This window comes from Streptomyces sp. JW3 (assembly GCF_052216785.1).
Lineage (GTDB): Bacteria > Actinomycetota > Actinomycetes > Streptomycetales > Streptomycetaceae > Streptomyces.
Genome location: NZ_JBQOUX010000001.1, coordinates 226,673 through 250,220, shown reverse-complemented (window position 1 = coordinate 250,220; position 23,548 = coordinate 226,673). Strand labels below are relative to the sequence as shown.

18 protein-coding genes are annotated in these 23,548 nt (G+C 71.3%); 5 read left to right on the top strand and 13 right to left on the bottom strand.

Translation table 11 applies throughout. The features are described 5' to 3' along the window. Nucleotides 1-13: 13 nt before the first annotated feature. Together ACTT8P_RS01195 and ACTT8P_RS01190 are read right to left on the bottom strand one after the other, a co-directional pair. Nucleotides 14-2,347, bottom strand: coding sequence for a glycosyltransferase (locus ACTT8P_RS01195; RefSeq protein ID WP_442829568.1), 2,334 nt, complete (start codon nt 2,345-2,347; stop codon nt 14-16). Next, nucleotides 2,344-3,801, bottom strand: a complete 1,458-nt coding sequence (locus ACTT8P_RS01190; RefSeq protein WP_442829567.1) for a glycosyltransferase family 29 protein — start codon at nt 3,799-3,801, stop codon at nt 2,344-2,346. The genes ACTT8P_RS01195 and ACTT8P_RS01190 overlap by 4 nt, the downstream gene beginning before the upstream one ends. 207 nt (nt 3,802-4,008) lie before the next feature. Here ACTT8P_RS01190 and ACTT8P_RS01185 point away from each other — a divergent pair, with 207 nt between their 5' ends. Beyond that, nucleotides 4,009-5,160: an acyltransferase family protein gene (locus ACTT8P_RS01185; RefSeq protein ID WP_442829566.1), complete on the top strand. Its 1,152-nt coding sequence runs from the start codon at nt 4,009-4,011 to the stop codon at nt 5,158-5,160. Here ACTT8P_RS01185 and ACTT8P_RS01180 read toward each other — a convergent pair. After that, nucleotides 5,120-5,839 carry a TetR/AcrR family transcriptional regulator gene (locus tag ACTT8P_RS01180; RefSeq protein WP_442829565.1) on the bottom strand — a complete coding sequence of 240 codons (720 nt, stop codon included), beginning with the start codon at nt 5,837-5,839 and terminating at the stop codon, nt 5,120-5,122. The genes ACTT8P_RS01185 and ACTT8P_RS01180 overlap by 41 nt on opposite strands. A gap of 92 nt (nt 5,840-5,931) precedes the next feature. Here ACTT8P_RS01180 and ACTT8P_RS01175 point away from each other — a divergent pair, with 92 nt between their 5' ends. Further along, complete coding sequence (locus ACTT8P_RS01175; RefSeq protein WP_442829604.1) at nt 5,932-7,377, top strand: FAD-dependent monooxygenase; 1,446 nt, start codon at nt 5,932-5,934, stop codon at nt 7,375-7,377. 156 nt (nt 7,378-7,533) lie between these two features. Here the strand turns inward: ACTT8P_RS01175 and ACTT8P_RS01170 are convergent, their stop codons facing one another. The 5 genes from ACTT8P_RS01170 to ACTT8P_RS01150 form a co-directional block, all read right to left on the bottom strand. Next, complete coding sequence (locus ACTT8P_RS01170; RefSeq protein WP_442829564.1) at nt 7,534-8,439, bottom strand: CPBP family intramembrane glutamic endopeptidase; 906 nt, start codon at nt 8,437-8,439, stop codon at nt 7,534-7,536. Nucleotides 8,440-8,540: 101 nt separating this feature from the next. Beyond that, entirely contained in the window at nt 8,541-9,221 is a 681-nt protein-coding gene (locus tag ACTT8P_RS01165; RefSeq protein ID WP_442829563.1) for a response regulator, read from the bottom strand. Next, nucleotides 9,218-10,459, bottom strand: coding sequence for a sensor histidine kinase (locus ACTT8P_RS01160; RefSeq protein WP_442829562.1), 1,242 nt, complete (start codon nt 10,457-10,459; stop codon nt 9,218-9,220). Before ACTT8P_RS01160 ends, ACTT8P_RS01165 begins: the two co-directional genes overlap by 4 nt. A 40-nt stretch (nt 10,460-10,499) precedes the next feature. Beyond that, nucleotides 10,500-11,150, bottom strand: coding sequence for a leucine efflux protein LeuE (gene leuE, locus ACTT8P_RS01155; protein ID WP_442829561.1), 651 nt, complete (start codon nt 11,148-11,150; stop codon nt 10,500-10,502). A gap of 43 nt (nt 11,151-11,193) precedes the next feature. Next, nucleotides 11,194-11,769, bottom strand: a complete 576-nt coding sequence (locus tag ACTT8P_RS01150; protein ID WP_442829560.1) for a Uma2 family endonuclease — start codon at nt 11,767-11,769, stop codon at nt 11,194-11,196. A 123-nt stretch (nt 11,770-11,892) separates the two neighbouring features. Between ACTT8P_RS01150 and ACTT8P_RS01145 the strand changes: the two genes are divergently transcribed. Further along, nucleotides 11,893-12,732: a L,D-transpeptidase family protein gene (locus tag ACTT8P_RS01145; protein WP_442829559.1), complete on the top strand. Its 840-nt coding sequence runs from the start codon at nt 11,893-11,895 to the stop codon at nt 12,730-12,732. Between the two features lie 147 nt (nt 12,733-12,879). On the opposite strand, the gene ACTT8P_RS01140 is transcribed toward ACTT8P_RS01145, so the two are convergent. Both ACTT8P_RS01140 and ACTT8P_RS01135 read right to left on the bottom strand, forming a co-directional pair. Then, nucleotides 12,880-14,166, bottom strand: coding sequence for a hypothetical protein (locus ACTT8P_RS01140; protein WP_442829558.1), 1,287 nt, complete (start codon nt 14,164-14,166; stop codon nt 12,880-12,882). Next, nucleotides 14,166-14,882: an RNA polymerase sigma factor gene (locus ACTT8P_RS01135; RefSeq protein WP_442829557.1), complete on the bottom strand. Its 717-nt coding sequence runs from the start codon at nt 14,880-14,882 to the stop codon at nt 14,166-14,168. Before ACTT8P_RS01135 ends, ACTT8P_RS01140 begins: the two co-directional genes overlap by 1 nt. A gap of 673 nt (nt 14,883-15,555) precedes the next feature. Between ACTT8P_RS01135 and ACTT8P_RS01130 the strand changes: the two genes are divergently transcribed. Further along, a complete protein-coding gene (locus ACTT8P_RS01130; RefSeq protein WP_442829556.1) occupies nt 15,556-16,452 on the top strand; it encodes an S-4TM family putative pore-forming effector in 897 nt (298 codons plus the stop codon). Further along, the gene (locus ACTT8P_RS01125; RefSeq protein WP_442829555.1) at nt 16,449-20,054 is read left to right on the top strand and encodes a hypothetical protein; all 3,606 of its coding nucleotides are present in this window, start codon (nt 16,449-16,451) and stop codon (nt 20,052-20,054) included. Before ACTT8P_RS01130 ends, ACTT8P_RS01125 begins: the two co-directional genes overlap by 4 nt. On the opposite strand, the gene ACTT8P_RS01120 is transcribed toward ACTT8P_RS01125, so the two are convergent. From ACTT8P_RS01120 to ACTT8P_RS01110, 3 genes are all read right to left on the bottom strand, one after another. Continuing rightward, on the bottom strand, nt 20,051-20,338 hold the full coding sequence (locus ACTT8P_RS01120; RefSeq protein ID WP_442829554.1) for a hypothetical protein: 288 nt from the start codon (nt 20,336-20,338) through the stop codon (nt 20,051-20,053). The two genes, ACTT8P_RS01125 and ACTT8P_RS01120, sit on opposite strands and share 4 nt — an antisense overlap. Nucleotides 20,339-21,210: 872 nt before the next feature. Continuing rightward, complete coding sequence (locus tag ACTT8P_RS01115) at nt 21,211-22,716, bottom strand: AAA family ATPase (RefSeq protein ID WP_442829553.1); 1,506 nt, start codon at nt 22,714-22,716, stop codon at nt 21,211-21,213. Nucleotides 22,717-23,114: 398 nt separating this feature from the next. Further along, nucleotides 23,115-23,525, bottom strand: a complete 411-nt coding sequence (locus tag ACTT8P_RS01110; protein ID WP_442829552.1) for a hypothetical protein — start codon at nt 23,523-23,525, stop codon at nt 23,115-23,117. Between the last annotated feature and the right edge of the window lie 23 nt (nt 23,526-23,548).

Sequence of the window (23,548 nt, the reverse complement as noted above, 5' to 3'; positions counted from 1 at the left end):
GGCCCGCCGAACCTCAGCGACCCAGGATCTTCCTGATGTCCGCCGCGTTGGCCTCCGTCACCTTCCACAGTTCCGCCTGGCGGTCGTGGACGTCGGCGACCGTCTTGGCGTGGTTGTCCAGGATGCCGATGGCCCGCTCGGTGAGGATCGCGCCCAGGTCCTTGTCGTGCACCGAGACGCCCCACTCGGGACGCTCGATGTCGGCCAGGAAGTACGCCATCTTCGGGTGCGAGATCAGGCTGATGATCGGCGTCCCGACCCCGAACGGGATCATGCCAGCGTGCCCGCGCATGCCGATGACCAGGCGGGTCTTGGCGTACAGGTCCCGGATCTCGTCGTTGTCGAAGTCGTACATCGGAATCACCGGCAGCGAGATGCCGTGCTCACGGCGCAGGTCGAAGGCGATCTTCTCGTCGTCCAGCGAGTGCGCCACGCACTTGACCTCGGTGTGCGCGCCGATGCCGCGTACGGCCTTGGCGATCTCACCGAGGAAATGCGCGTAGTCGTGGCCGAAGCGCAGGCCCGCGCGGTCGTAGGCCGCGTTGAGCAGGACGGTGTCCTCGCGGTAGGACGGGTCGGTCCAGCCCGGCACCAGCTGGCGGCTGACCGTGGTGGGGCAGGGCTGGAAGCGGACCTTGCCGTGCAGGTGCTCGGGGAGCATGGCCCGCACCTTGGCGATGGAGCCGTGGTTGCGCAGGCCGAAGAAGGACGACTTCTCCACCAGCAGCCGCAGGCTCTCCCGGAACCGGCCGGCCCGGTAGGACTGCCCGTCGAACGCGTTGAACCCGACCGCGTACACCATGATCGGCACGTCGATGGCGCGCAGGTGCTCGTCGGGGACGTTCCACTGCCAGGCGCTGTTGCCGTTCGGCATGGTGTCCGGGATGAACAGGCCGCCGCCGCCGATGACCAGGCCGCGCCGGGCGTTGACCCGCTCCAGGGCCTCCTGGTCGAAGTAGCGGTGGGCGTGCACGGAGTGCCAGCGCCGGGTGGTGGTGTCCGGGCCGAAACCGAGCCGGACCGTCTCCGGGAGCAGCTTGTCACCGGCGTTGCCCTGCCGGTCCATGTAGAACGCGACGTGCGCGAGCTGGTCCTCGGGCGCGCCGAGTTCCTGCGCGGGCACCGAGGCCGCGCGCTGCGCCCACAGCCGGCTGGGCCGGTGGGTGATGTCGACGGCGAGACCGGCGGTGGCGTACTTCAGGGCCGCCGCGTTGTCGCCGTGCACCCAGGACATCTGGGCGAGCCGGGAGTAGGCGGTGGCGGCCCGGTTGGGCGCGGCGGCGGCCAGCAGCAGCTGCGCCTTGGCCTCCTGGTAGCGGGAGACGCTCAGCAGGGCGTGGCCGAGCACCTCGTGCGGCCAGGCCTCGTCCAGCGGGATGCGCACCCCGGTGAGGAGGTCGACGGCGTCCTGGTAGTCGCCGCCTGCGATGTGCGCGGCGGCCACCTTGCGGGCGTACTCGACGTTGCCGGTGCGCTGGACGTGCGGGGTGCCGAAGTGCACCAGCAGGTCGTGGTGGAGGCCGCCGGAGGAGTTGAGGTAGGCCGCGTGGAAGTCGGCGTCGCTCAGGTCGAACTCGCGCCAGCGGTCCTCCGCCTGGGAGTACCCGGACTCGCCGCCCTGCCAGGGCTTGTGGCGTCCGGTGAAGTGCAGGATCGCGGTGTCCTCGGGGACCGGCAGGTCGCCGGAGAGCCGCCGCTTGACGAAGTTGTAGCGGGCGTCCAGGCGGACGAAGTCGCCGTCCAGGACGGCGTTGAGGATGCCCTGGTCGTGCTTGTCCAGCTCGTAGTCGCCGCTGCGGCCGGTGGCGTCCAGCTTGGCGCAGAACGCGTCGGAGAGGTACTCGCGCTGGATGACCAGCAGGCCCGAGTTGAGCTTGTGCTGCCCGTAGAAGAACTGCGGGACGGCCGCCAGTCCCTCGCGGAGCTTGAGCAGCTCGCCGAGGTCACCGAGGACCACCATGTCGGTGTCCAGGGTGATGACGGTGTCGTACTCGCGGATACGGAAGACGTCCAGGATGAAGTACGCCTTGCGGACCAGGTAGTTGTCCTGGTCGCCCTTCTTGTACGAGTCGTAGTGCTCGGCGTTCACCCGGCGCAGCACGATCCGCGGGTGCAGGGCCCGGATCTTGGCGATGGAGCCGGGGCGCAGGTCGTCGTAGAGGACGACGAAGTCCTCGCAGACGCCCGGGTTGGACAGGGCGAGGCTGCGCAGCAGGACGAGGAAGCCGGGGAGGTAGTTCTCGTCGACGTAGGACGCGAAGGCGATGCGGCGCTTGCCGGTCAGGTCGTGGGCCGCGGTCACCGGGGCCTGGGGTGCGGCGGCCGGCGTCAGGGAGGTCGTCGTCATCGCAGGGATATCCTCATGTCGGTCACGCTCTGGGCCCGCTGCATGACCCATTCCTTCTCGCTGGTGTATTCGTGCACGGACGTGATGGCCAGCTTCATCGCCTCGGGCACCCGGTAGGCGCCGGACTCGTAGAAGTCGAAGCCGATCAGGTCGAGCTTCGGGCTGACGTCCAGGAAGTCCAGCAGGAACAGCATGTTGAAGCCGGTGGTCGGGATGCCCGACCAGACGTCGGCGCCGAGCCTGCCGATGTTGCGCACGGGCCAGCGCAGCGACTCGTCGCCCAGGTAGGTCTGGGCACCGGGGACCAGGCGGTTGCGCAGCGACCACTTCCAGTCGCCGGAGATGCCGCCGAAGACCAGCCGGGTGGTGACCTTCTGGTCCCAGTTGAAGCCGTGCTTGTGGATGGTGGCGTGGATGTCGGTGCGGCTGCCGGTGTGCTTGGCGTCGATCTTGTACGAGTTGAAGCGCACCACCAGGTCGTAGTCGTCGATCTGGGAGCCCATCGAACTGGCGCCGACCCGGCCGGAGTTGGCGATCAGGCAGACGGACTTGCCGGCCACCAGGTTGCGGAACTCACCGAGGGTGATCCACTGCACGCCGCCGACGGTGGGGTCGGCGACCGGGCCGCGCATCCGGTTGCGGCGCTGCTCGGCGTAGAGCGCGAGGACCTCGGTGAGGGCCGGCAGATCGGTGTCGACGGCGGTGCGCAGGTCCAGGTACTGGCTGAGCAGGTCCTGCCGGTCGGCGACCGGGGCCTCCTCCTCGGCCTGGATCAGGAGCGCTCCCACCAGCCGCGGCTCGGCGGCCGCCCAGTCGCCGGCGGCGTGCGCGGCCAGTCCCTCGGCCCAGACGTCGGTGGCCTCGCCGCGGGCGTGCTCCCGGGCCGCCGGGCACTGCCGGGCCAGCAGGCCGAGCAGTTCGCGTTCCTGCTCCGCCGCGGCGCGCAGCCCGGCGATCTTGGGGCGGACGCCGAAGCCGTCGGCGTCGGTGAGGGAGGTGTACTTCTCGTACGCCTCGATCGCGTCCGTCTCGTCGCCGAGCGCCTCGAGCAGCCGGGCACGCAGCCGCCAGCCGGCCCGGGAGTTCTTCCGCTGGGCGAGCACGGTGTCGCTGATGACCAGCGCGAGGTTCAGCTCGTCGTCGTAGCCGCACTGGAGGGCCTTGTTGGCCACGGCCAGCAGCGCGTCGAGCAGTTCGGACGCGATGGCGCCGGCCGCCGGGGCCGACGCGCCCTTGACGGCGCGCTTGAGCAGGGCGGTGGCACCGGACGCGGCCGGGGCGGGACCGTCGACGCGGTGCGTGCCCCACACGACGAGCAGCTTGCGCAGCTCCTCGGCGAGTTCTACGCGGCGCCGGTCGAGGCTGCCGACGAGCTTGCCGCTGTGCACCGCGCAGGCGCGCAGGCAGGCGTCCAGCTCACCCCCACGCGCACGTCTGTTCTGGACCCTCGTCATGCCACTCCTGAATTTTCTTCTTGCCGCAGGGGATGTCGGGCGAATTTAGAAAGCCAAAACGACACACGGGTGAACGGGCCGCATCCACAGGGCGAATCGTTGCGTCTTCGAACGGTCATGCCTGTGATTCGGACTGGCGTGCTGGTTACCGTGCTCGGGAGTTCACAGCGGACACACCGCTGTCAGACATCCGGCGAGGAGCCTTCCGTGACCAGCGCGACCGTCCGACCGGTGGCCGAGGCGGCCGACGGGCCCGCCGTGCCCGCCGTGCCCGTCGTGCCGGAGACCGCTTCGGCGCCGCGCCGGGTGTCCCGGCTGCGCGCCCTGGACGGGCTGCGGCTGGTGGCCGCGCTGATGGTGGCCGCGTACCACTACGGCGGCCGCGGCGGCGACGTCACCACCGCCTGGGGCGGTTCGGCCGCCCACCAGTTCCCCACGCTGCACACGCTGTTCTCCTACGGCTGCCTGGGCGTCCAGGTGTTCTTCGTGATCAGCGGGTTCGTGATCTGCATGAGCGGCTGGGGGCGGACCCTGACCGCGTACTTCGCCTCCCGGGTGGCGCGGCTGATGCCCGCCTACTGGGTGGCGGTGCTCCTGGTGACGGCGGTGTTCGCGCTGCCGGTGGTCGCCTATGACGCGGTCTCCCCCAGCGACGCGCTGGTGAACCTGACGCTGCTGCAGCAGCCGCTGGGCGCGGACCGGGTGCTGGGCGTGTGCTGGACGCTGTGGGTGGAGATCCGCTTCTACGCGCTGTTCGCGCTGTGCGTCGTGCTGCCCGGCGCGAACCGCCGCCGGGTGCTGCTGTTCAGCGGCGGCTGGCTGCTGGCCGCGGTGCTGGCGCAGGCTTCCCAGGAGCCGCTGCTCGACCTGCTGCTGATGCCGGAGTACGCCCCGTACTTCATCGGCGGCATCGGCCTGTACCTGGTCCACCGCGACCGGCGGGACGCCCACGCGTGGGCGCTGACCGCCGTGTGCTTCCTGATCGGGCAGCACTACGCGGTGGACAGCCTGTGGAACGCCACCGACCCGAACGCCTTCGCGCACCGCACCACCTTCGGCATCATCGCGGTCGTCGGCTTCGGCTTCGTGGCGGTGGCGGCGATCGCGCTGGGCTGGCTGAGCCGGGCGAACTGGCGCTGGCTGACCGTGGCCGGGGCGCTGACGTACCCGTTCTACCTGGTCCACGAGCATCTGGGCTGGGTGGTGATCCACCTCCTGCACCGCACCCTGGGGGTGCCGTCGGCGGCGACCTTCGTGCTGACCATCGCCTCGATGCTGGTACTGGCCTGGCTGCTGAACCGATGCGTCGAGAAGCCGCTCACCCCGCGGCTGCGGGCGGCGCTGTCCCGGGCCCGCTGACCGGGCCGCCGGCCGGCCGGCCGACGCCGTACCGGGCCGCGATGCCGTCCACGATCAGCGCCAGCCCCTCCGCGAAACGCCGGTCGTAGTCGCCGAAGATCTCCGGGCCGGCCGCCGCGGTCAGCGGGTAGTCGGCCATCGCGGCGGCCCGTTCGGCCAGGTCGTAGCCCTCGCGGCGCTCGCCGGGCAGCGGTTCGACGCCCTGTTCCTCGGTGACGAAGCCGAGGGTGAACAGATAGGTCGTGTTGGTCGCCGCGACGGCCTGGGCGAGGGTGAATCCGGCGGCGGTGAGCAGTCCCAGGGTCTGCTCCATCTGCTCGGCGTGCACCGCGCCGGTGAAGCGGGAGCCGCTGAACACCTTGGCGCCGTCCCGGTAGCCGAGCAGCGCCGCGCGCAGCCCCCGGTTCATCCGCAGCAGCCGCTCCCGCCAGGTGTCGGCCGGGTCCAGGGCGGCCTGGGCGACCATGCGGCGGTACATCTCGGTGGCCATCTCGTCGAGCAGCGCCTGCTTGTCCTTGAAGTGCCAGTACAGCGCGGGCGCCTTGACGTCCAGCTCACGGGCGATGGCGCGCAGCGTCAGACCGTCCAGTCCCGCCTCGTTCAGCAGCCGCAGCGCGGTGTCCGCGACCCGGCGGCGGTCCAGGGGGGTGCGCTGCCGTCCCGTCGTTCCACTTTCCACGTTCACAGCTTGACACCTTAACGGCGTTAAGGGCATGCTCGTCGACGACGCTACTTAACGACGTTAAGGAGAGAAGCGTGAAAACGGACGGTATGGACGTACTGATCGTCGGCGCCGGTCCCACCGGACTCGCCCTCGGCATCGACCTGGCCCGGCGCGGGGTGAGCGCGCTGGTGGTGGAGAAGGCGGCCGGGCTGTTCCCCGGCTCGCGCGGCAAGGGCCTCCAGCCCCGCACCCGGGAGGTCTTCGACGACCTCGGCGTGATCGACGCGATCCAGGCGGCGGGCGGCGCGTACCCGGTGGGGATGATCTGGCGCGCCGGCGAGCGGCTCGGCGAGCACCACATGGCCGACCCGGTGGAGCCGGACGAGTCCGCGCCGTACGCCTCGTCGTGGATGGTGCCGCAGTGGCGCACCCAGGAGATCCTGTACGCCCGGCTGACGGAGCTGGGCGGCCGGGTCGAGTTCGGCCGGGAGGTCGTGGACCTGGTCCAGGACGCGGCGGGGGTACGGGCCCGGTGCGCCGACGGTACGGAGCTGGCTGCCCGGTACGCGGTCGCCGCCGACGGCGGTCGCTCGGCCGTGCGCCGCGCGCTCGGCGTGCGGATGACCGGCCGGACCGTCGACCCGAAGCCGATGCTGGTGGCGGACGTCCGGATCACCGGCCTGGACCGGGACAACTGGCACTTCTTCGCCGCGGGCGAGGGACCGGTCAGCAAGGACAGCGTCGTACTGGCCGCCTGCCCGCTGGCCGGCACCGAGGACTTCCAGGTCTACGCCGACTTCCCGGAGGGCACCGCGGTCGACCTCTCCCCCGACGGCGTCCGGCGGCTCGTCGCCGACCGCACCCACCTCGCCGCCGAGGACGTCACCGAGGTGCGCTGGGCCTCGGACTTCCGGCCCCGCGAGGCGCTGGCGGACCGGTTCCGGGCCGGCCGGGTCTTCCTGGCCGGGGACGCCGCCCACGTGCACTCGCCGGCCGGCGGACAGGGCCTGAACACCAGCGTCCAGGACGCCTACAACCTGGGCTGGAAGCTGGCCGCGGTGCTGCGCGGCGGCGCGGACCCGGCTCTGCTGGACACCTACGAGGAGGAGCGCCGCGCGGTCGCCGCCGACATGCTCGGCCTGACCAGCGGCGTGCACCGCGGGGAGGTGCGGCGCGGCGCGGCGACCTCGCAGCTCGGGCTGCACTACCGGGACTCGTCCCTCACCCGGGAGACCCGCACCGCCCCCGCCGGCCCGGTGCTGGCCGGCGACCGCGCCCCCGACGCGACGGTGGCGGGCGTCCGGCTGTTCGACGCGTTCCGGGGGCCGCACTGGACGCTGCTCGCGCTGGACACCGAGGCACCCGCGTCGCTGCCGGAGGCGGTACGGGTGGTGCGCGGACCGGCCCACCCGGCGTACGGCGGCGGGCTGTTCCTGGTCCGGCCGGACGGGTACGTCGGCTGGACCGGGGCGCCGGGGGCGGCCGTTCCGGCGGAGTACCTGGAGCGGGTGGGGATGGGGACGGGGGTGGGGGTAGGGGTGCGGGTGGGCTGAGGCTGCGGCTCGGGGGGGCCGGGCGTTTGGGGGCCGGGTGTTTTTTTGGGGGGGGGCCGGGCGTTTTTTGGGGGGGCCAGGCGTTTTTTGGGGGGGGGCCGGGCGTTTGGGGGGGGGCCGGGTGTTTGGGCCGGGCGTTTGGGCCGGCCCCTCCGCTCAGGCGGCGCGGCGTCGGCGGGTCAGGATGCGTCCCCGGCGTCCCGCCGCCCGCAGGTAGATCACCGTGGGCACCGCGCAGACCAGGATGGCGAAGACGCTCGCCTCCGGGCCGAAGGTGCCGCCGGTGAGGGCCTCCGGGCCGGTGAGGGTGCCGTGCAGCAGGCCGGCCGGGGCGCTGTCGTCGCCGGAGACGGTGACCCCGAAGACGCCGCTGAGGGCGAAGTTCCAGCCGAGGTGCAGGCCGATCGGGACCCAGAGGGAACGGGTGGCGGCGTAGGCGGCGCCGAGCATCAGGCCGGCCTCGACGGCGATCGCCAGCCCGCCCCACAGGGTGGCCTCGGGGTTGACCAGGTGCAGCCCGCCGAACAGCACGGCGGAGACGGCCAGCGCGCCCTTGGTGCCGGCCAGTTCCTCCACCAGCCGGAAGACCACTCCGCGAAAGAGCAGTTCCTCGGTGACCGCGACCCCCGCCATCAGCCCGAACACGGTGAGCAGGCCGCCGACGGACACCCCGCCCTCGGTGTCGTACCCGCCGCACAGGACGATCAGGACGAAGGTCACGGCGAACAGCCCCAGTCCGGCCAGGGTCGCGAACCGCAGGTCCGGCCAGGCCCGCGCGGGGTCCAGTTCGGTGACCGGGCGCTGCTCCAGGGCCCGGACGACAGCCGCGTAGGCGGCGAGCGCGCCCACCGCGACGAGTCCGCCGCCGATCAGGGACAGCACCGGGTTGTCGCCGGCCACCGCCCGTACCCCGGCGGCGACCGACGTCAGCACCAGGAACACCACCACCAGCAGCACCAGCCGGACCCCGGCCGGGCGCACCGGGCGGGTGGCGTCGACCGGTGTCTGGGCGAACAGGGGCTTCAGCGGTGCCAGCGGCGCCGCCGCCTTCGAGAGATCCATGTCCGGCACGCTACGAGCGGGGGCCGGGCCGGCACGTCCCCCCGCGGTGGACAGTGCGGGTAGCTCTCCCGGGGGACAACACCCCCGCGTCCGCGCCCGGTTCAGTCGGCGGCCGACACCAGGCCCACCCGGTGGGCGAGCACCACCGCCTGCACCCGGTCGCGCAGGTCGAGCTTGGTCAGGATGCGGGAGACGTACGTCTTGACCGTCTCGCGGCTGAGCACCATCCGGTCGGCGATCTCGGCGTTCGACAGCCCCTCGGCGATCAGCCGCAGCACCTCCCGCTCGCGCGGCGCGAGCCCCGCCACCGCGTCCGGTACGGCCGCCGCGCGGCGGCCGCCGGCCGGGCGGATGCGGTCGGCGAACCGGCCCACCAGATGCCGGGTGACGGCGGGCGCCAGCAGCGACTCGCCGGCGGCGACGGTCCGGATGCCGTCGATCAGTTCGCGCGGCGGCGCGTTCTTCAGCAGGAAGCCGCTGGCGCCGGCCCGCAGCGCCTCGTACACGTACTCGTCGAGGTTGAAGGTGGTCACCACCAGGACCTTCACCGGGTCGGTGACCTCGGGTCCGGCCAGCAGCCGGGTCGCCTCGATGCCGTCGAGGACCGGCAGCCGGATGTCCATCACCACCACGTCGGGGCGCAGCCGCCGGGCCCGTTCGACGCCGGTGCGGCCGTCGGCGGCCTCGCCGACCACCTCCAGGTCGGGCTGGGCGGAGAAGATGGTCGTGTAGCCGGCCCGCACCAGTTCCTGGTCCTCGCAGACCAGCACCCGCAGGGTCATACCGCCTCCGTCAGTGGTATCCGGGCCCGGACGCCGAACCCGCCGTCCGGCCGCGCGCCGGCCAGCAGTTCACCGCCGCACACACTCACCCGCTCGCGCAGCCCGAGCAGCCCGTGCCCGCCGCCCCGGCCGAGCGGCCGGGGACCCGGCACGGCACCGGACCGAGGACCCGGCGCAGTGCCGGACCGGGCACCCGGCACGGCACCCACGGGTCCGGCGGCCGGCGCCGCCCCGGTGATCACCTCGACCTCCAGCAGCCGCGCCCCGTACTCCACCCGGACCCGCGTCGGTTGCCCCGGGGCGTGCTTGAGCGCGTTGGTCAGCGCCTCCTGCACCACCCGGTAGGCGGCCAGCTCCACCGCCGAGGCCACCGGCCGCCGCTCACCCCGCTCGGTCAGCTCCACCGGCTGCCCCGCCGCCCGGGTCCGCGCCACCAGGTCCGCCACACTGCCCGGCCCGGCCACCGCCGTCCCGTGGTCCGCCTCGTCGGCGGCCTTGAGCACGCCCAGCAGGTACTGGAGGTCGGTCAGCGCGTGCCGGCCGGCGTCGCCGATCGCGCCGAGCCCGGTGGCGACCCGGTCCGGGGCGTCGGCGAGCAGGTACTGCGCGGCGTCGGCCTGCACCACCATCGCGGTGACGTGGTGGGTCACCACATCGTGCAACTCCCGGGCGATCCCGGCCCGTTCCCGGGCCACGGCGGCCTCCGCGGCGAGCCGCCGCCGGTCCGCCTCGGCGGCCCGCCGGGCCCGTACGGTGCGGCCCGTGCCCCAACACGCGGCCAGCACCAGGTACATCAGGACGTACGCGGCTCCGTTGTGCGGCGCGCCCCGGGCGTGCAGCCCGAACGCGAACGCCAGGTACAGCGCGCTGCCCGCGACCGGCAGCACCCGGTCCGCCGTCCGGCCGCCGTGGGCGCCCACGCCGTACAGCGCGGCGTACACCCCCACGCTGGCGAACACCGGCGGGTACGCCACCAGTTCGCGCACCCCGAAGGCGAGCGCCACCACCGCCAGACAGAGTCCGGGCCACCGGCGCCGCACCGCCAGCGGCAGCCACAGCAAGGCGCTGAGCAGCACCCCGGGCAGGTCGTACGGCCGCGGCGGCAGATCCCCGAACTGCGCGCCGATCGACGCCGTCACCGGCGCGAACACCACGGGCGCCAGCAGTACGGTGCCCAGCGCGTCCCGGGTCGGCACGCCGAGCGCGCTCCAGCGGGCCGCGACGCCACGCGGGTCCATCGGGGGCCACCTCTCCGGGCGTTGGATCAGGGGCGTCGGATCAGGCACTCGCCAGCGACAGCTTCACCGCGAAGCCGAGGAACAGCGCCCCGGCCGCCGAGGTCGCCGTAGCCGACAGCCGCCTGCGGCGGCGGAAGGCGGCGGCCAGCCGGGTGCCGCTGAAGATCAGCGCGCTCAGGTACAGGAAGCTGAACAGCTGGGCGAAGGCGCCGAGGACGACGAAGGAGAGCGCCGGGTAGGCGTATCCCGGGTCGACGAACTGCACGAAGAAGGCGACGAAGAAGAGGATGGCCTTCGGGTTGACCAGACTGACCACCAGGGCCCGTCGGTAGGGCCGCTCCTCACCGGCGGGCGCGTCCGGCACCTGCGCGGCGGCCCGCTCGCGCCGGGTCCGCCACATCGTCCAGGCCGCCCGCAGCATGCCTATCGCCAGCCAGGTCAGGTATCCGGCGCCGGCGTACTTCACTATCCCGAACAGCACCGCGTTGCCCTGGAGCAGCGAGGCGACCCCGGCCGCCGAGAGCGTCATCAGCACGGCGTCCCCGCACCAGACCCCGGCGGCGGCCCGGTAACCGGCACGGACACCGCGCCGGGCGGCGACGGAGAGGACGTAGAGCGAGTTGGGCCCCGGGAGCAGCACGATGAGGACGAGGCCCGCGAGGTAGGTCGGAAGATCGATGACGCCGAACATGCAAGGAGTGTCGCACGGGGGTACGACAGCGGGCCGGGGTGTTTCAGCCGTCGAGAAGGGTGTCCACGGAGAGCTCCGCACGGACGCCGACCGATTCCGGCAACGGCACGTCCTGGCCGCGCTTGAAGCACTCCGGGTCGGGATACTTGCCGTCGGCCGGTTCCGTGTAGAGCAGCACCACGTCGTGCTTGCGGTCCACGATCAGGTAGGCCGGGATACCGGCCTGGGCGTAGCACTCGACCTTGGGACCGAGATCGTCGGACCAGTTCGACGAGGTGATCTCGACGACCATCCGGAAGACGCTCGGGGCGTAGTGGTTCTTGGTGACGTGGGCGTCGCGGAAATCCTCGTCGACGATGGACAGGTCGGGAATCGCGAAGTCAGCGGGCAGTGTGGGCAGCCATAGACCCGCACCTTGAATCCATTCGATGCCGCTTCCCTCGATACCCGCCCGCTCCAGCGCCCTGCAGAGCTTGGTCAACGACAGCCCGTGCGAGCCATCCGGCGGCGGTGTCACAGTGAGCCTCCCCTGGAGAATCTCCACGCGGTGGCCAGGCAGTGCGCGGGCCAGCCGGTCGGCGGCCTCGCCGAGGGTCATCTCCTGCTGCAGTACGGCCATGGCGTCCTCCTTGTCCGGAGCTCACTCTCCAGGAAGCGTAGCCGCGCCGGACGACGTCCCGCCCGCGATCACCCGTTCGGGTATGGAGCCGCCCCGCGCGGGGAGACATCCGGGGTGACGTCGATGCGTGAGGCGCGTACGGGAACCCGGTTCGCCGCGTTGCTGGTCCCCCTGGTCCTGGCGGCCGCCGTCTGCGGGTGCACGGTGCAGCCGGTCGACGGCGACAGGAAGGGCCGTTCGCCGGTGCACATAGAGCTGCCGGGCAGCGCCACCCCGGCGACCACCGGGCCCCCGGAGCGGAGCTCCGCTCCCGTGCCGCCGGCCGCCCCCGCCGCCGTGCTCTGGGCCCCCGGCGCCAGCGGCCGGGACGTGCGCGAACTCCAGGCCCGGCTGCGCCAGATCGCCTGGCTGCACGACGGCCCGACCGGCAGCTACGACGAGCTGACCGAGCAGGCGGTGGCCGGCTTCCAGCGCAAGCGCGGGCTGCCGGTGACCGGCCGCACGGACACGGTCACCTGGGACCGGCTGCGCGGCATGACGAGCGAGCCGGGCCACTGGGAGCTGTACCTCATGGGCGGCCAGCCCGCCGCCGCGCCCGACCCGCGCTGTCTGACCGGCCGGGTGCTGTGCGTCAGCAAGGAGAGCCGGACGCTGCGCTGGATGATCGACGGCCGGACCGTGTCGACGATGGCGGTCCGCTTCGGTTCGCGGGGCACCCCGACCCGGGAGGGCGTCTTCTCCGTCTACTGGAAGTCCCGGAACCACTGGTCGACGCTGTACGACTCGGCCATGCCGTACGCGATGTTCTTCAGCGGCGGCCAGGCCGTGCACTACTCGTCCGACTTCGCGGCCCGCGGCTACGCGGGCGCCTCCCACGGGTGCGTCAACGTGGGCGACGAGGCGGCGGTCAAGGAGCTGTACGCGCAGGTCCGCGACGGCGACAAGGTCGTCGTGTACCGGTGAGCGACGGTAGGGGGCGCGGACGGGACCGGGGGAACGTGTCCCGCCCGCGCCGGGTGCACGAGCCACGGGTACGGGGGGAACCCCGGCTCGGTGCGAAGCCGATGACCAGTCGGCTCACTTCCTACTGCGTCGGGGCGCCCGAAAGTGTCACACCCACGCGGCGGACACCGCCCCGGCCTGGGTGAAGTCCCGGCCGGAACCCGTCACCGCCTCGTGCGAGGCACGGTCCGGCCGGGTCCCAGACCGGGGCTGGGACTGGGACTGGGACTGGGACTGGGACTGAGGCTGTGCCTGGGACCGCGACTCGGACCGGCGGGTGTCCGGCCGGTCGGAACGGCCGCCGGAGTCGTGGTGGCCGTCGCTGTCGCCGCCCCGGTCCCGGCCGCCGGAGTCGTGGCGACGCCCGTCGTCCCCCTCCCCGTCCGCACCGGTGTCCATCAGGACGCTGGCGTTCCGCGTCGGCCGGGCGCCGTCCGCGCCGGACGCGTGATCGTCCTTGCCCTCGTCACCACCGTCGTCGCCGTCGTCGCCGTCGTCGTCGCCCTTGACGGACCCGCCACGGCCCTTGCCCGAGTCGTGGTCGTCGTCGCCGTCCTTCCCGGACTTCGCCCCGGAGTCGGCGAGGACCTCGGCGCAGTAGCCGCGGACCCGGGCGGAGCCGCCGGCCGCCTCCGTCAGGGCCCGCCCGCGGGCGCGGTCCAGTTCCTCGCCCGAGCGCAGGTCGCGGCAGGCCCCGGCGAGGCCCTCGCGCGCGTCGGCGCCGGCGTCCGCCGGGTCGTCGCCGCCGGCCCCGAGGCCGGTGTCCGTGCCGGGGTCCTGGGCGGTGGCGCCGCCGCTCCCCTTCTCCGCGGTGTCCTCCCCGGTCGGGGTGGTACTGGCGGAACCGTCGGTGCCCTCGCCGTGCGGGGCGTCGCGCGGGGAGGGCGACATCAGCGGGCGGTCGGGCGACACCGCGCCGGAGGCGGAGGAGGCGGGTTCCGGAGCGTCGCCGAAGGGCGTCAGCGCCCCGGTCCCGGCCGCGACGGCGACCCCGCCGACCATCCCGGCGGCCAGCATCGCGGCCAGCCCCAGCCGCAACGGGCGGGGCCGCCGGAGCCGCCGGGCATCGTTGTCACGTCCACCGGTCCGCCCGGTCCGCCCAGTCCGCCCGATCCGCACGAGGGGAGTACGCGAGCCATCCGGGCCACCGGCCCGGACCGTCTCCCCCGCCGCTTCGGGTCCGGCCGCCCGCGCCGCGCGGTAGGCGGCCAGCGCGGCGGCCTCGCCGGGGAGTTCCGGGCCGGCCGGCGGGGCGGGCGCGGCCAGCGTCGCGAGGGAGGCGGCGAGCCGTTCGGCACGGGCCCGGGCCACCGGATCGCCGGTCACCGGCGGCTCTCCGCGCAGCATCCGCTCCGCCGTCTCGCGGTCCAGCCAGCCGCCCTGCTTGTCCGCCATCACATGTCCTTCTGCGTCCGCGCGCCGCTTTGCGTCACAGTCGCGGACGTCACCGCGGGGCCGCGCGGTTCTCGCTGCGCGGGCACCGCGCGGATACGGACGGCCGACTCCGGATCACCGTCCGCTCCCGCCCCCGCTCCCGCCCCCGCTCCCTCGTCGGTGCCCGCTTCACCGCCGAGCAGTTCGGCCAGCCGCTTCAGACCGCGGTGCGCGGCGGTACGGACCGCCCCGGGGCGTTTGCCCAGCGTCTCGGCGGCCGTCTTGGCGTCCAGTCCGACCACCACCCGCAGGACGACGGCCTCGGCCTGGTCCTGCGGCAGGCCGGCGATGAGGGAGAGGGTGGTGCCGGTGGTGAGCGCCTCGATGGCCTCACCGGCGGTGTCGGAGGGCGCGGCCCGCCCGGTCAGCTCCGTCTCGTCGCCGCCGATCACCGGCCGGCGCCCGCGCATCCGGATGTGGTCCAGCGCGCGGTTGCGGGCGATCCGGGCGGCCCAGCCGCGGAACCGGTCGGCGTCGCCGTCGAACCGGTGCAGGTCCCGGGCGATCTGCAACCACGCCTCGGAGGCGACGTCCTCGGCGTCGGGATCGCCGACGAGGGTGCGTACGTAGCCGAGCAGCCGCGGCTGCACCGCGCGGTACACGGTCCGGAACGCGGTCTCGTCCCCGTCCTGTGCCGCGCGTACGGCGGCAGTCAGCTCCGCGTCGTCCCCCAGCACCGCGCGCGCCTCTCTTTGCGCCTGATTCTCCGTGGGTGGTTGCGGTGGTCTACCGCAGCTCGGGACGGGGGCACCGCCCTCCGCACTCCGGCGCGAAAGGCACGTTACGTCGTGAAACCGGTCCCCGTCCATGCCCTGCGGATGGGCCGTACAAGACGCAACTAACCCGTGACGCGCGGGAGTGTGACAGAAAACGCGCGCTTGACGCAGAAGAAGATACGGGTCGCCGCGCGGCCCGTACCGCGCGACGGCCGGGGCCTCTCCTGTGGGGGGTGGCGGCCCCGGCCGTTGCCGCGATTCCATCCCTTTGACCTGTGGCGATGCGTGGTTCCGCGGCCAACGTGACCAACGCGTGACCATCCTCACGGCATCCTCTCCGATCAGGGTCACGGCATACGAGGGCCTGCTCAGTGAGCGCTGCAGGCCGCAGGCGCCAGTCCGGACAGGTGTCCAGTTTCCGTCCGGCACCATGCGCCGAACTGCCGCGCACGATGGGCTTCCGGCCCCTTCACTGCTCGACCATTCGCCGTACCGGGCCGACGCGACTCGCGTCGACAACAGTGAGCGGGACAGCGAAGAGGCACACCCTCAGCCATGAAGACAACGGACAGTACCGCCAGGGCCGCAAGGCGTGTGACACTCATCACGCCAATGCGCGCACGGGGGAGGGACGTTGACGAGGACGCATCCCATCGCGACTCAACAGGAAAGCGTTGCGGCCGTGCGCTTGCTCAAGGCCGTCGCCGTGTCCCACCTCCGCAATCAGCGGGCACAGACGCTGAGCGTGAGCGTCTCGGTCGCCCTGGCAGTGGCCGGCCTGCTGACCGGCCCGGGTTCACGCTACGGCACCGCGGTCACTCTCGGCGGCACGCTGTGGGCCGCGTTATACATGGCGGTGATGGCACCCTGGGCCGAACGGTACCTGCAGACCGCCGCGACTCTCCAGGAGATGTTCGACGCCGACGTACTCGGCCTGCCGTGGAACAACGTGGCGGTCGGAGCCCGGATCGGCAACGACGAGGTGAGCCGGCTCAGCAGGAGCTTCCGCGGCAGTGAGGTCCGGCTGCGGGGCTATTACCTGGTGGTGGAAGCTGCCGCACCGTACGACGTACTTTTCTGCCTGGAACAGAACCTGGCCTGGGGATCGCGAATCCGGCTTCGCTTCGCCCAGCTCACGCTGGGCGTACTGGTGCTGTGGTCCACCGTGGGAGTCCTGCTGGCCCTGGCTACCGGCGGGACTGTGAGCCGACTGATCACCGGGTGGTTCATTCCCTCGCTCGGCCTGCTGCTCCTGTGTCTGCAGACCTATCGCGCGCAGATGGCGAGTGTCCAAGAGCGGCTGCGGGTTCTCGGCCTGGTGCGTTCGGTCATCGATGAACCGGCGTCGCCGGTGATCACCACACCGGACGCACTGCCTCGTTTCGTCCGCCAGGTCCAGGACGCTCTCTTCCAAGTGAGACGGCTCCAACCACGCCTACCGATCTGGTACTTCCGCCGCTACCACGACCAGGACAAGAACGATTTCCAGATCCGGATGCACGAGCTGGAATCGAGGTATCCCCGGCCATGACCGCTCTACAAGAGCTGACTCACGAGTTCGGGGACGCCGCGGTCGCTTCCGCGATCATCGAGTCCCTGCACGACCACGGGCTCAAGGTTCTCAGTGACACCATCGAAGGACGCAGCCGCGGCTTCAGCGGGGCGCAACTGGTGAAGGCACAGATTGCCGATGCCTCGAACCTGCACCGACCGCGTTGGTGCGTGATCAAGTACTGTCCCTCGGCTCCGTCGAGGCACCAGCGGGAGACTCGACGGCACTGGGCGGCCCTGCAGGAGGCATCCGCTGAGTTTCGTCAGGACCATCTCACGGACATCGCTTTTCCGACGGTCCCATGTCCTCAGGACGGTTACGTAGTAGGCCAGTTCATGGCCGGCGGCGTCCCACTGGGGAACGTGGAGCTCAACCGACTCGCCGACTGCTGCGAGACGGTCTGGTACACGCTGCTCCATCGGTGGACCGGCGACGCGTACGGCAGTAGGCCGACGACGGTGGCCGAGTTGCTCATGTCCGAGTTGGGCGACGCCTTCGGCACCGACGGGTGGCTGCGCGACTGGGCACGATCACGCGGTCTCCTCGCAGCCGACCTCCTCCAGTTGCCGGGCGAGAGTGAGCCGTTGCCCAACCCGTGGCGGCTGTTCACCGGAGACCCGCCTGCGGCCCTGGACAGAATCCACTGCCTGGTGGGCCGGGCACACGGCGATCTGCACGGGGACAACGTCCTCATACCCAAGCGCAACGGGGTTCCCGATCCAAGCCGTTTCCGGCTGATCGACCTGGCCACCTATGACGGGCAAGCACCGCTCAGCCGGGATCTCGCCACATTGCTGATCTCGCTGTGCTGGCGGCAGATCGGGGAGTCGTCCACAGACAGCCAGTCGACGTTCCTCACCTATCTGGAGCACGACGAGCGCGACGAGGAGCTCGGGGAAGGCATACCGCCCAGAGTGCGGAAGATCATCGACGCGCTCAGGGAGCCGACACTCCGGTTCGTCGTCGACAAGCACGGCGATACGGATCACTGGCACAGGCAGTTGAAGATCTCCCTGCTGGCCCAGGCGATGCTGCACAGTGCGTACGAAAACGGAACGCCGGACGCCCGTCGCTGGTGCGCACGGCTGGCGGGGCGTCTCACCCGACTTCTGCTTGGGTCCGCGCACACGTGGGCAGCCGGGTCGACGGCTTTCGACGCGGGCGAGGAACCGGGACGGGCCGGCATGGTGCCGACACGGACGATCGGCCGGCTGGCCCGGGGCGGCTCTGCCTTCGTCGACCGCACGGGTCCACGGGGCGTTCTCCGCGCGGCGCTGGACGATCGGGTCACCGCTGTCATCGTGGTCAGCGGTCCGGCCGGAATAGGCAAGACGGCTTTGGTCCGCGAGGTGCTCATGGGCCTGTCCAGGGTTGATCCGGACGACGAGACCGCGGCGCTCCACTGGCACGACGCCACTCCGTACGGTGACATCGACGTGGCGACCTTGGTGCAGGCCATCGAACCGCCCGGACTGAGCCAAGCGGCCGGACCCTACGCCCGGGCACGTCTTGAGATGGCCCTGGACAGCCACCGCGCATCCGGTGGCCTCTGGCCGGTCGTCGTGATCGACTCGGCGGAGAACCTCCTGGACGACGACCACACCTTGCGCGACTCGGAGCTCGACCTGGCGTTGGACACCGTGCGCAACCGGCCGCACCCGGTCATCAAGGTCGTTCTCGTGACACAGCACGTACCCAAGGCCACGACAGGCGTCGCGTGGCCGGAGACTGCCGTCCATATCAGTCTGGAAGGACTTGAACCGCTCAGCCTGAAGGAGTACTTCGCCGCACTCGACCCGCGCGGCACCTACGGGCTCGCCGTTCTGCCGGACGATGATCTGCGGCGCGTTCACGGCCGTCTGGCCGGCAACCCGCGCCTGGCCGAGTTGCTTTCCGCGGTCACCAGCAGCGGGTCGACAGGGCTGCAGACTCACGAAGTCGGCTCTTGGCTGTCTCTCGTGCCGGAGAACGAGGTGCACCATCGCCTGGTGCTCAAGTTCATCGACCACCTGCCCGTCGAACAGCAGCGAGTGGTGGAGGCACTGGCGGCACTGGGCATTCCGGCCGACACTCAGTTGGTCACCAGGGTAGTGGAGTCCTCTGTGCCGGCGCCCCGGGTCGAGCCGGTGCTGCGGACGCTCGTGGCGGTCCGCCTTGTCCTGGAATGCCGAGACGGCCGTCGGTACGTGCGAAAGAGTGAGATCGATGCGGTTCTCAGCCGTCTGGCGGACGGTGAACGGCGAATGGAGCAGGGCGGAGCACCGCCCCGGCGTTCCCTCCTGCTCGAAGCGGTCGCGGCGTTGCAGGAAAGACAGAAGGACGAAGCCGACATTCACGGCCTGGGCGACCTGGAAGCCCACTTCGCGCGCGTCGACGTCTGGCTTCGGGCAGGACTGTACGACTACGCGCACTCCCTCATCGAATCGATGAACGCCCTGGTGTGCCGTTGGAGCAGCGGTGTCGAGTTGCGGGCTCAGCGGGAAGCCGTGCGAGGACGACTCAGCGAGGAACAGGCCGAGATGGTGAATCTCGCTGGGCTGGGGAACGTCTACTCGTTCGACGGCGACTTCGCCTCCGCCAGGTCTGCCTACGAGTCCGCGCTCACCATGGCTCAGAAGGAACAGGACCGTGAGGCGATACGCGCCATTCACATCGGCATGGGCGTCATGTTCGGGGAGCACGGCCACGTCGCGGAGGCCGAGCGACACTACGGCTGGGCGTGGGCACTGGCCTGCGAGGACGACGACGAAATCGACCGTGCGGCCGCGCTGACCGGACTGGCCGTCTGCCGACAACGGCGCGGCGACTACTGGCAAGCAATCGCGGACGCACGCTCGGCCTTCATGGCCGCCTACGACAGCGATGCCGAAGCGGCGTTCGGCGCGGCCCTGCGGTTGGTCCGTTGGTATGCCGAGTTGAACGAGATCCGATACGCGCGAGCGATGCTGGACAGGTGTGACGAACTGGTCACTGCCCACCCCGATCCCTCGAAGCAGGCGGACCTGCTCTGCGTGAAGGCCGAGCTGTACCTCTGGCAGGACAAATACGGTGAGGCGCGGGGGACGGCCGAGCAGGCGATCAGCGTCGCGCGCGACTACCGGTACCCGGTCACTCTGCGGCGCTCACTCACCGTACTGGCCACCGCCCACGTGCACATGAGCGATCTACCGGCGGCCCGGAAGGCGATCGAGGAGGCGGCTCGCTACCGAGTAGCCGGCAAGGAGACCGTGGAGCTGGCATTGCGGGCGATCGTCGCACACCGCTCCGGGCGACCGGGCACTGCGGCAGATCTCTTCCAGCAGCTCCACGACGAGACCGGTTGGCGCACCGGGGCAGACGCTTCCGACCTGATGGCTTGGGACTTCACCGGCATCGCCCGGTGTTACTCGGTACTCATCGGTCAGGAGGAACCCTCGACGGCGCTGGAGGCGTTCAAGCGGGCTCGGCCTGAACACGCCGCTCAGACACCCGGGCTGGATGACCGGCTGAGGTTCCTGGTGGAAATGTTGGCCAATGGTGACCCACGGCTTGAGCCGGTACTCAGGGAGCTGGCACGCATGCGGCCGGGCCGCACCGGCTAGTCCTCGAACCAGCCCATGTCGTACGCCAGCATCACGGCCTCCAGACGGGTACTGACGCCCATTTTCTGGTAGAACGCCCGGAGCAGCCGGTACATCGCCCGCTCCGAGTAGCCGGAGACCGAGGCCAGCCGGGACACGGTCCAACCGTCGGCGAGCCGACGCAGCCAAGTGATCTCGTCGCTGGTGGGCTCCGGGCCGCGCGGGGTCCGGCCGCCCCGGCCGGTCAGCAGGAGATCGGCGACCTCGATGGGCATCACCGCCTCGCCGTCCAGGGTCGCGGACACCGCCCGTTGCAATGCCGGCGTGGTCGCCTCGCGCAACACCACTGAGCGGGCACCCGCCCGCATCGCTCGCGCTCCCAGGGACGCGTCAGCGGCAGGCGACAGCGCGACTACCAGCGGGCGGGGCCGTAGACGGCACAAGGCGGTCAGCCGGTTCAGGTCCTCCGCGCAGCGCAGAGTAAACAACACGAGCCCGCCCGGACGCTCACGCAGCCAGGCTTCGGCGTTCGGAGGCTCTTCCACGAGGTGGCCCAAGCTGGACAACGACGCCGCGACGCCATGCCGGAACATCGGCAGGGGATCCAGGACGGCGACATGAACGGTTGCCGTGGCCTGCCCCTCTCTGTGACCGCCGCGCCACTGGCCGGAAAGCAGCCGACAGCATAAGGCGTGACAGCAACCTGCCGACGAAGGGACATGGTCGCGCCACGATCAGTCATGGACCTGCACCGTTGCGCACACCTAGCTTCGGCTCATCCATCGACGTCAGGGGGAGGCGCGCACGGTGTACTCCGACAATCCCGGTCGCCGTATCCATCGGCCCGTCAAGCTCCGCACCTCGTCGGCCGGCGGCAGGCCCGACGATGCCAAAACCCGGTACATCCGTGCAGTCGCGGCGCGTTACCCGAATCTCACGCCTGACGAGGTGCACGGCATGATTCACAATTACTGCAACCGCCATGACATACCTAAAGACATGGTGCGCGCGGTACTCGCCCCGTCCCTCCCCGAACTACAGCCCCGCCCCCGGGCGCAGACTCGCCCCCAACCACAACCTCGCTCGCAAGGTCACCCCCGTCCCAGGATGTGACTACGGCGCTTCGCCTCCCTGCCGATCACACCATTTTCGGACATCAGGGCCGGCCGCTCCGGTGTCAGTCGCCGTACAGCTCGCTCAGATCGACCAGCATGACGTCACCACGGCGGTCGGCCAGTTCGACCAGGTCGGGATAGAAGCCGTGCAGGGAGTACAGGGCCAGAGTGGTGGCCGCGGTGTCATACCCCTGATCTCTGAGCAGGGCACGGAGATGCTCCAGGCGCTTCAGGTCACCGGTCCCCCGGCGGGCGGCCGTCGCCTTGGCTTCGCCCAGCAGCGCGATCCTTGCACGGGGGGCTTGCGGGCGTTCGCCGGCCGCAAGGGCGATGACATCGACCTCATGCCTGGTCCGTGCCGCCGGGTCGGCAACCTCGGTGGTGCCGACCGGGCCGGGCAGACCGTCCGGCAGCAGGGTGTGGGCATAACGGCGAGTGAAGTCACGGGCCAGGTCCTCGAAGTGTGGCCCGAGGATCTTGGAGTTGAAGGTCGGGGCGGCCTGCTGCCAGACCTGCTCGGTGAAGCCCTGCTCCACCGCGGCGGCCTGCGGGAGGGTGATGAGCTGGTTGAAGCGGATAACCGGGTCGGCGAGGGTGATGACGGGGTGCTTGGAGCGGAGGATGTCCTGCTCGCGCCGGATGTAGCCAGTGGATTCCAGGACTCCGAGGGGGTGAGCGACAGCGTTGCGCGGACGCTCCAGAGCGGCACCGATCTTGCTGGGCGTGGTGGCACCGTTCGCGATCGCGGTGAGGATGTCGTAGTACAGCGTGTGCTGCGTGATCCTGGGGTCCTCGCGCAGCAGGTACTCGGTTTCGGTGCGCGAGTACACCGCCCGGCCCGGATCGAGCAGTGTCCGGGTGAGCCACGTGTCGAAGCCATCATCCGGATGCGGTCGGCCCGCCACCGGCCGATAGCCGGGGGCCCCGCCGAGGACCGCGTGCACCTTCAGCGCCGTCAACGGGTCTGCGATCTGCCAGAAGTCCCGGCTGTCCCGGTAGTCGAAGGCGCCCAACCGTAGATCGACCACGGCCCTGCCCCGCAGCGGCTTGGTTCCCGAGAGCAGTTCGTGCATGACGCTCATCGCGGAGCCGCACAGGATCAGTCGGGGCCCCGGCCCGGCTCCAGGCCGAGCGCCGCGCTGGCGTTCGTCGTAGAGCTGCTGAAGCAGTCCCGGGATCTCGGGCGAGTGCTGGAGCAGGTAGGGCAACTCGTCGATCACCAGGAGCGGATGCGCCGAGCGGGCCGTCACGTCAAGGGCATTGGACAACACGTCACGCCAGTCGGTCAGGCGCAGACTGCCCGGCCTCAGACCGGCATGCGTAGCGACCGCGTCAGTGAACCGCTGGATCGCGGGCAGCCGCCCCTCCTCCCGGACCGCTGTGACGTACAAGCCGCCGACCTGCTCGGACAGGGCCTGAAGGAGGTACGACTTCCCGTGCCTCCGCCGCCCGGACACGATGCCGAGCCGCATCGCCGGGTCCGGATCGGTGAGGAACTCCGCGAGCAGACCCCACTCCCGGTCCCGGTCGACCACGTCGTCCGGCTTGGTCGGCAGACTCTTCCTCACACACCCTCCAGCACATCGACTGCGACGAAATATGTCTAAGTCTACTTCGACAGATATCGGCCTACCGGAATTCTCCTCCGAGCCGCTCATTCCGACGGCCGGCAGTGGCCGCCCCTGGCCGTTGGTCACGTGACCAGCGCGTGACCAGTAGCGGTCAGGAACAGCAAGAAATACCCAGATGAGGGCCAAGGCAGGCAGGGCGCGGGAATCTGTACCGAGACAGCAAAGTGCCTGTTCAGAGGCCCTTTACGCCTCTGCCGGACCAGGGGTGGCGGCCCCGGTCGTCGCCTCGGTTCCGTACGGGTCGCCTGCTGGTAGTGGCGCGACCGGTTCCGGCCGTGCCCTCGTCCCCACGGTCATCAGCGTCGGGCCGCACCGAAGTGTCACAGGCGCGGACGTCAGGAACGGGTGGCCGTCGCCTCCCGGCACAGCAGCCGGAGCGAGCCGTCGCCGGTGTAGCAGCGGCGGGCCTCGTCGATCGGGTCCCACAGCCGGCCGTCCGGGGTGCGGACCCAGTGGTCGCCGCCGGACGTCCACCACTCGCCGCCCGTCGCCCGCGCGATCACCTCACCGGCGTAGGCGCCGAACCCGCGCAGCACGGTCTCCACCGCCGCGTACGGCGCCTCCTCGCGGCGGATGCCCTCGATCGTCCGGTCGACCCGCCACAGGCTCTGCGCCGAGTAGTCCAGGTGCAGCCGCGCACCCTCGCGCAGGGCGCTCACCGCGTCCGCCGCCCACCGCACCGGCCGGGCGGCGGCGGAGGGCCGGGGGCCGGGTGCCGCCGTCGCCGCCGTTGCCGTCGCTGTCACTGGCGTACTGATCCAAGTCGTCA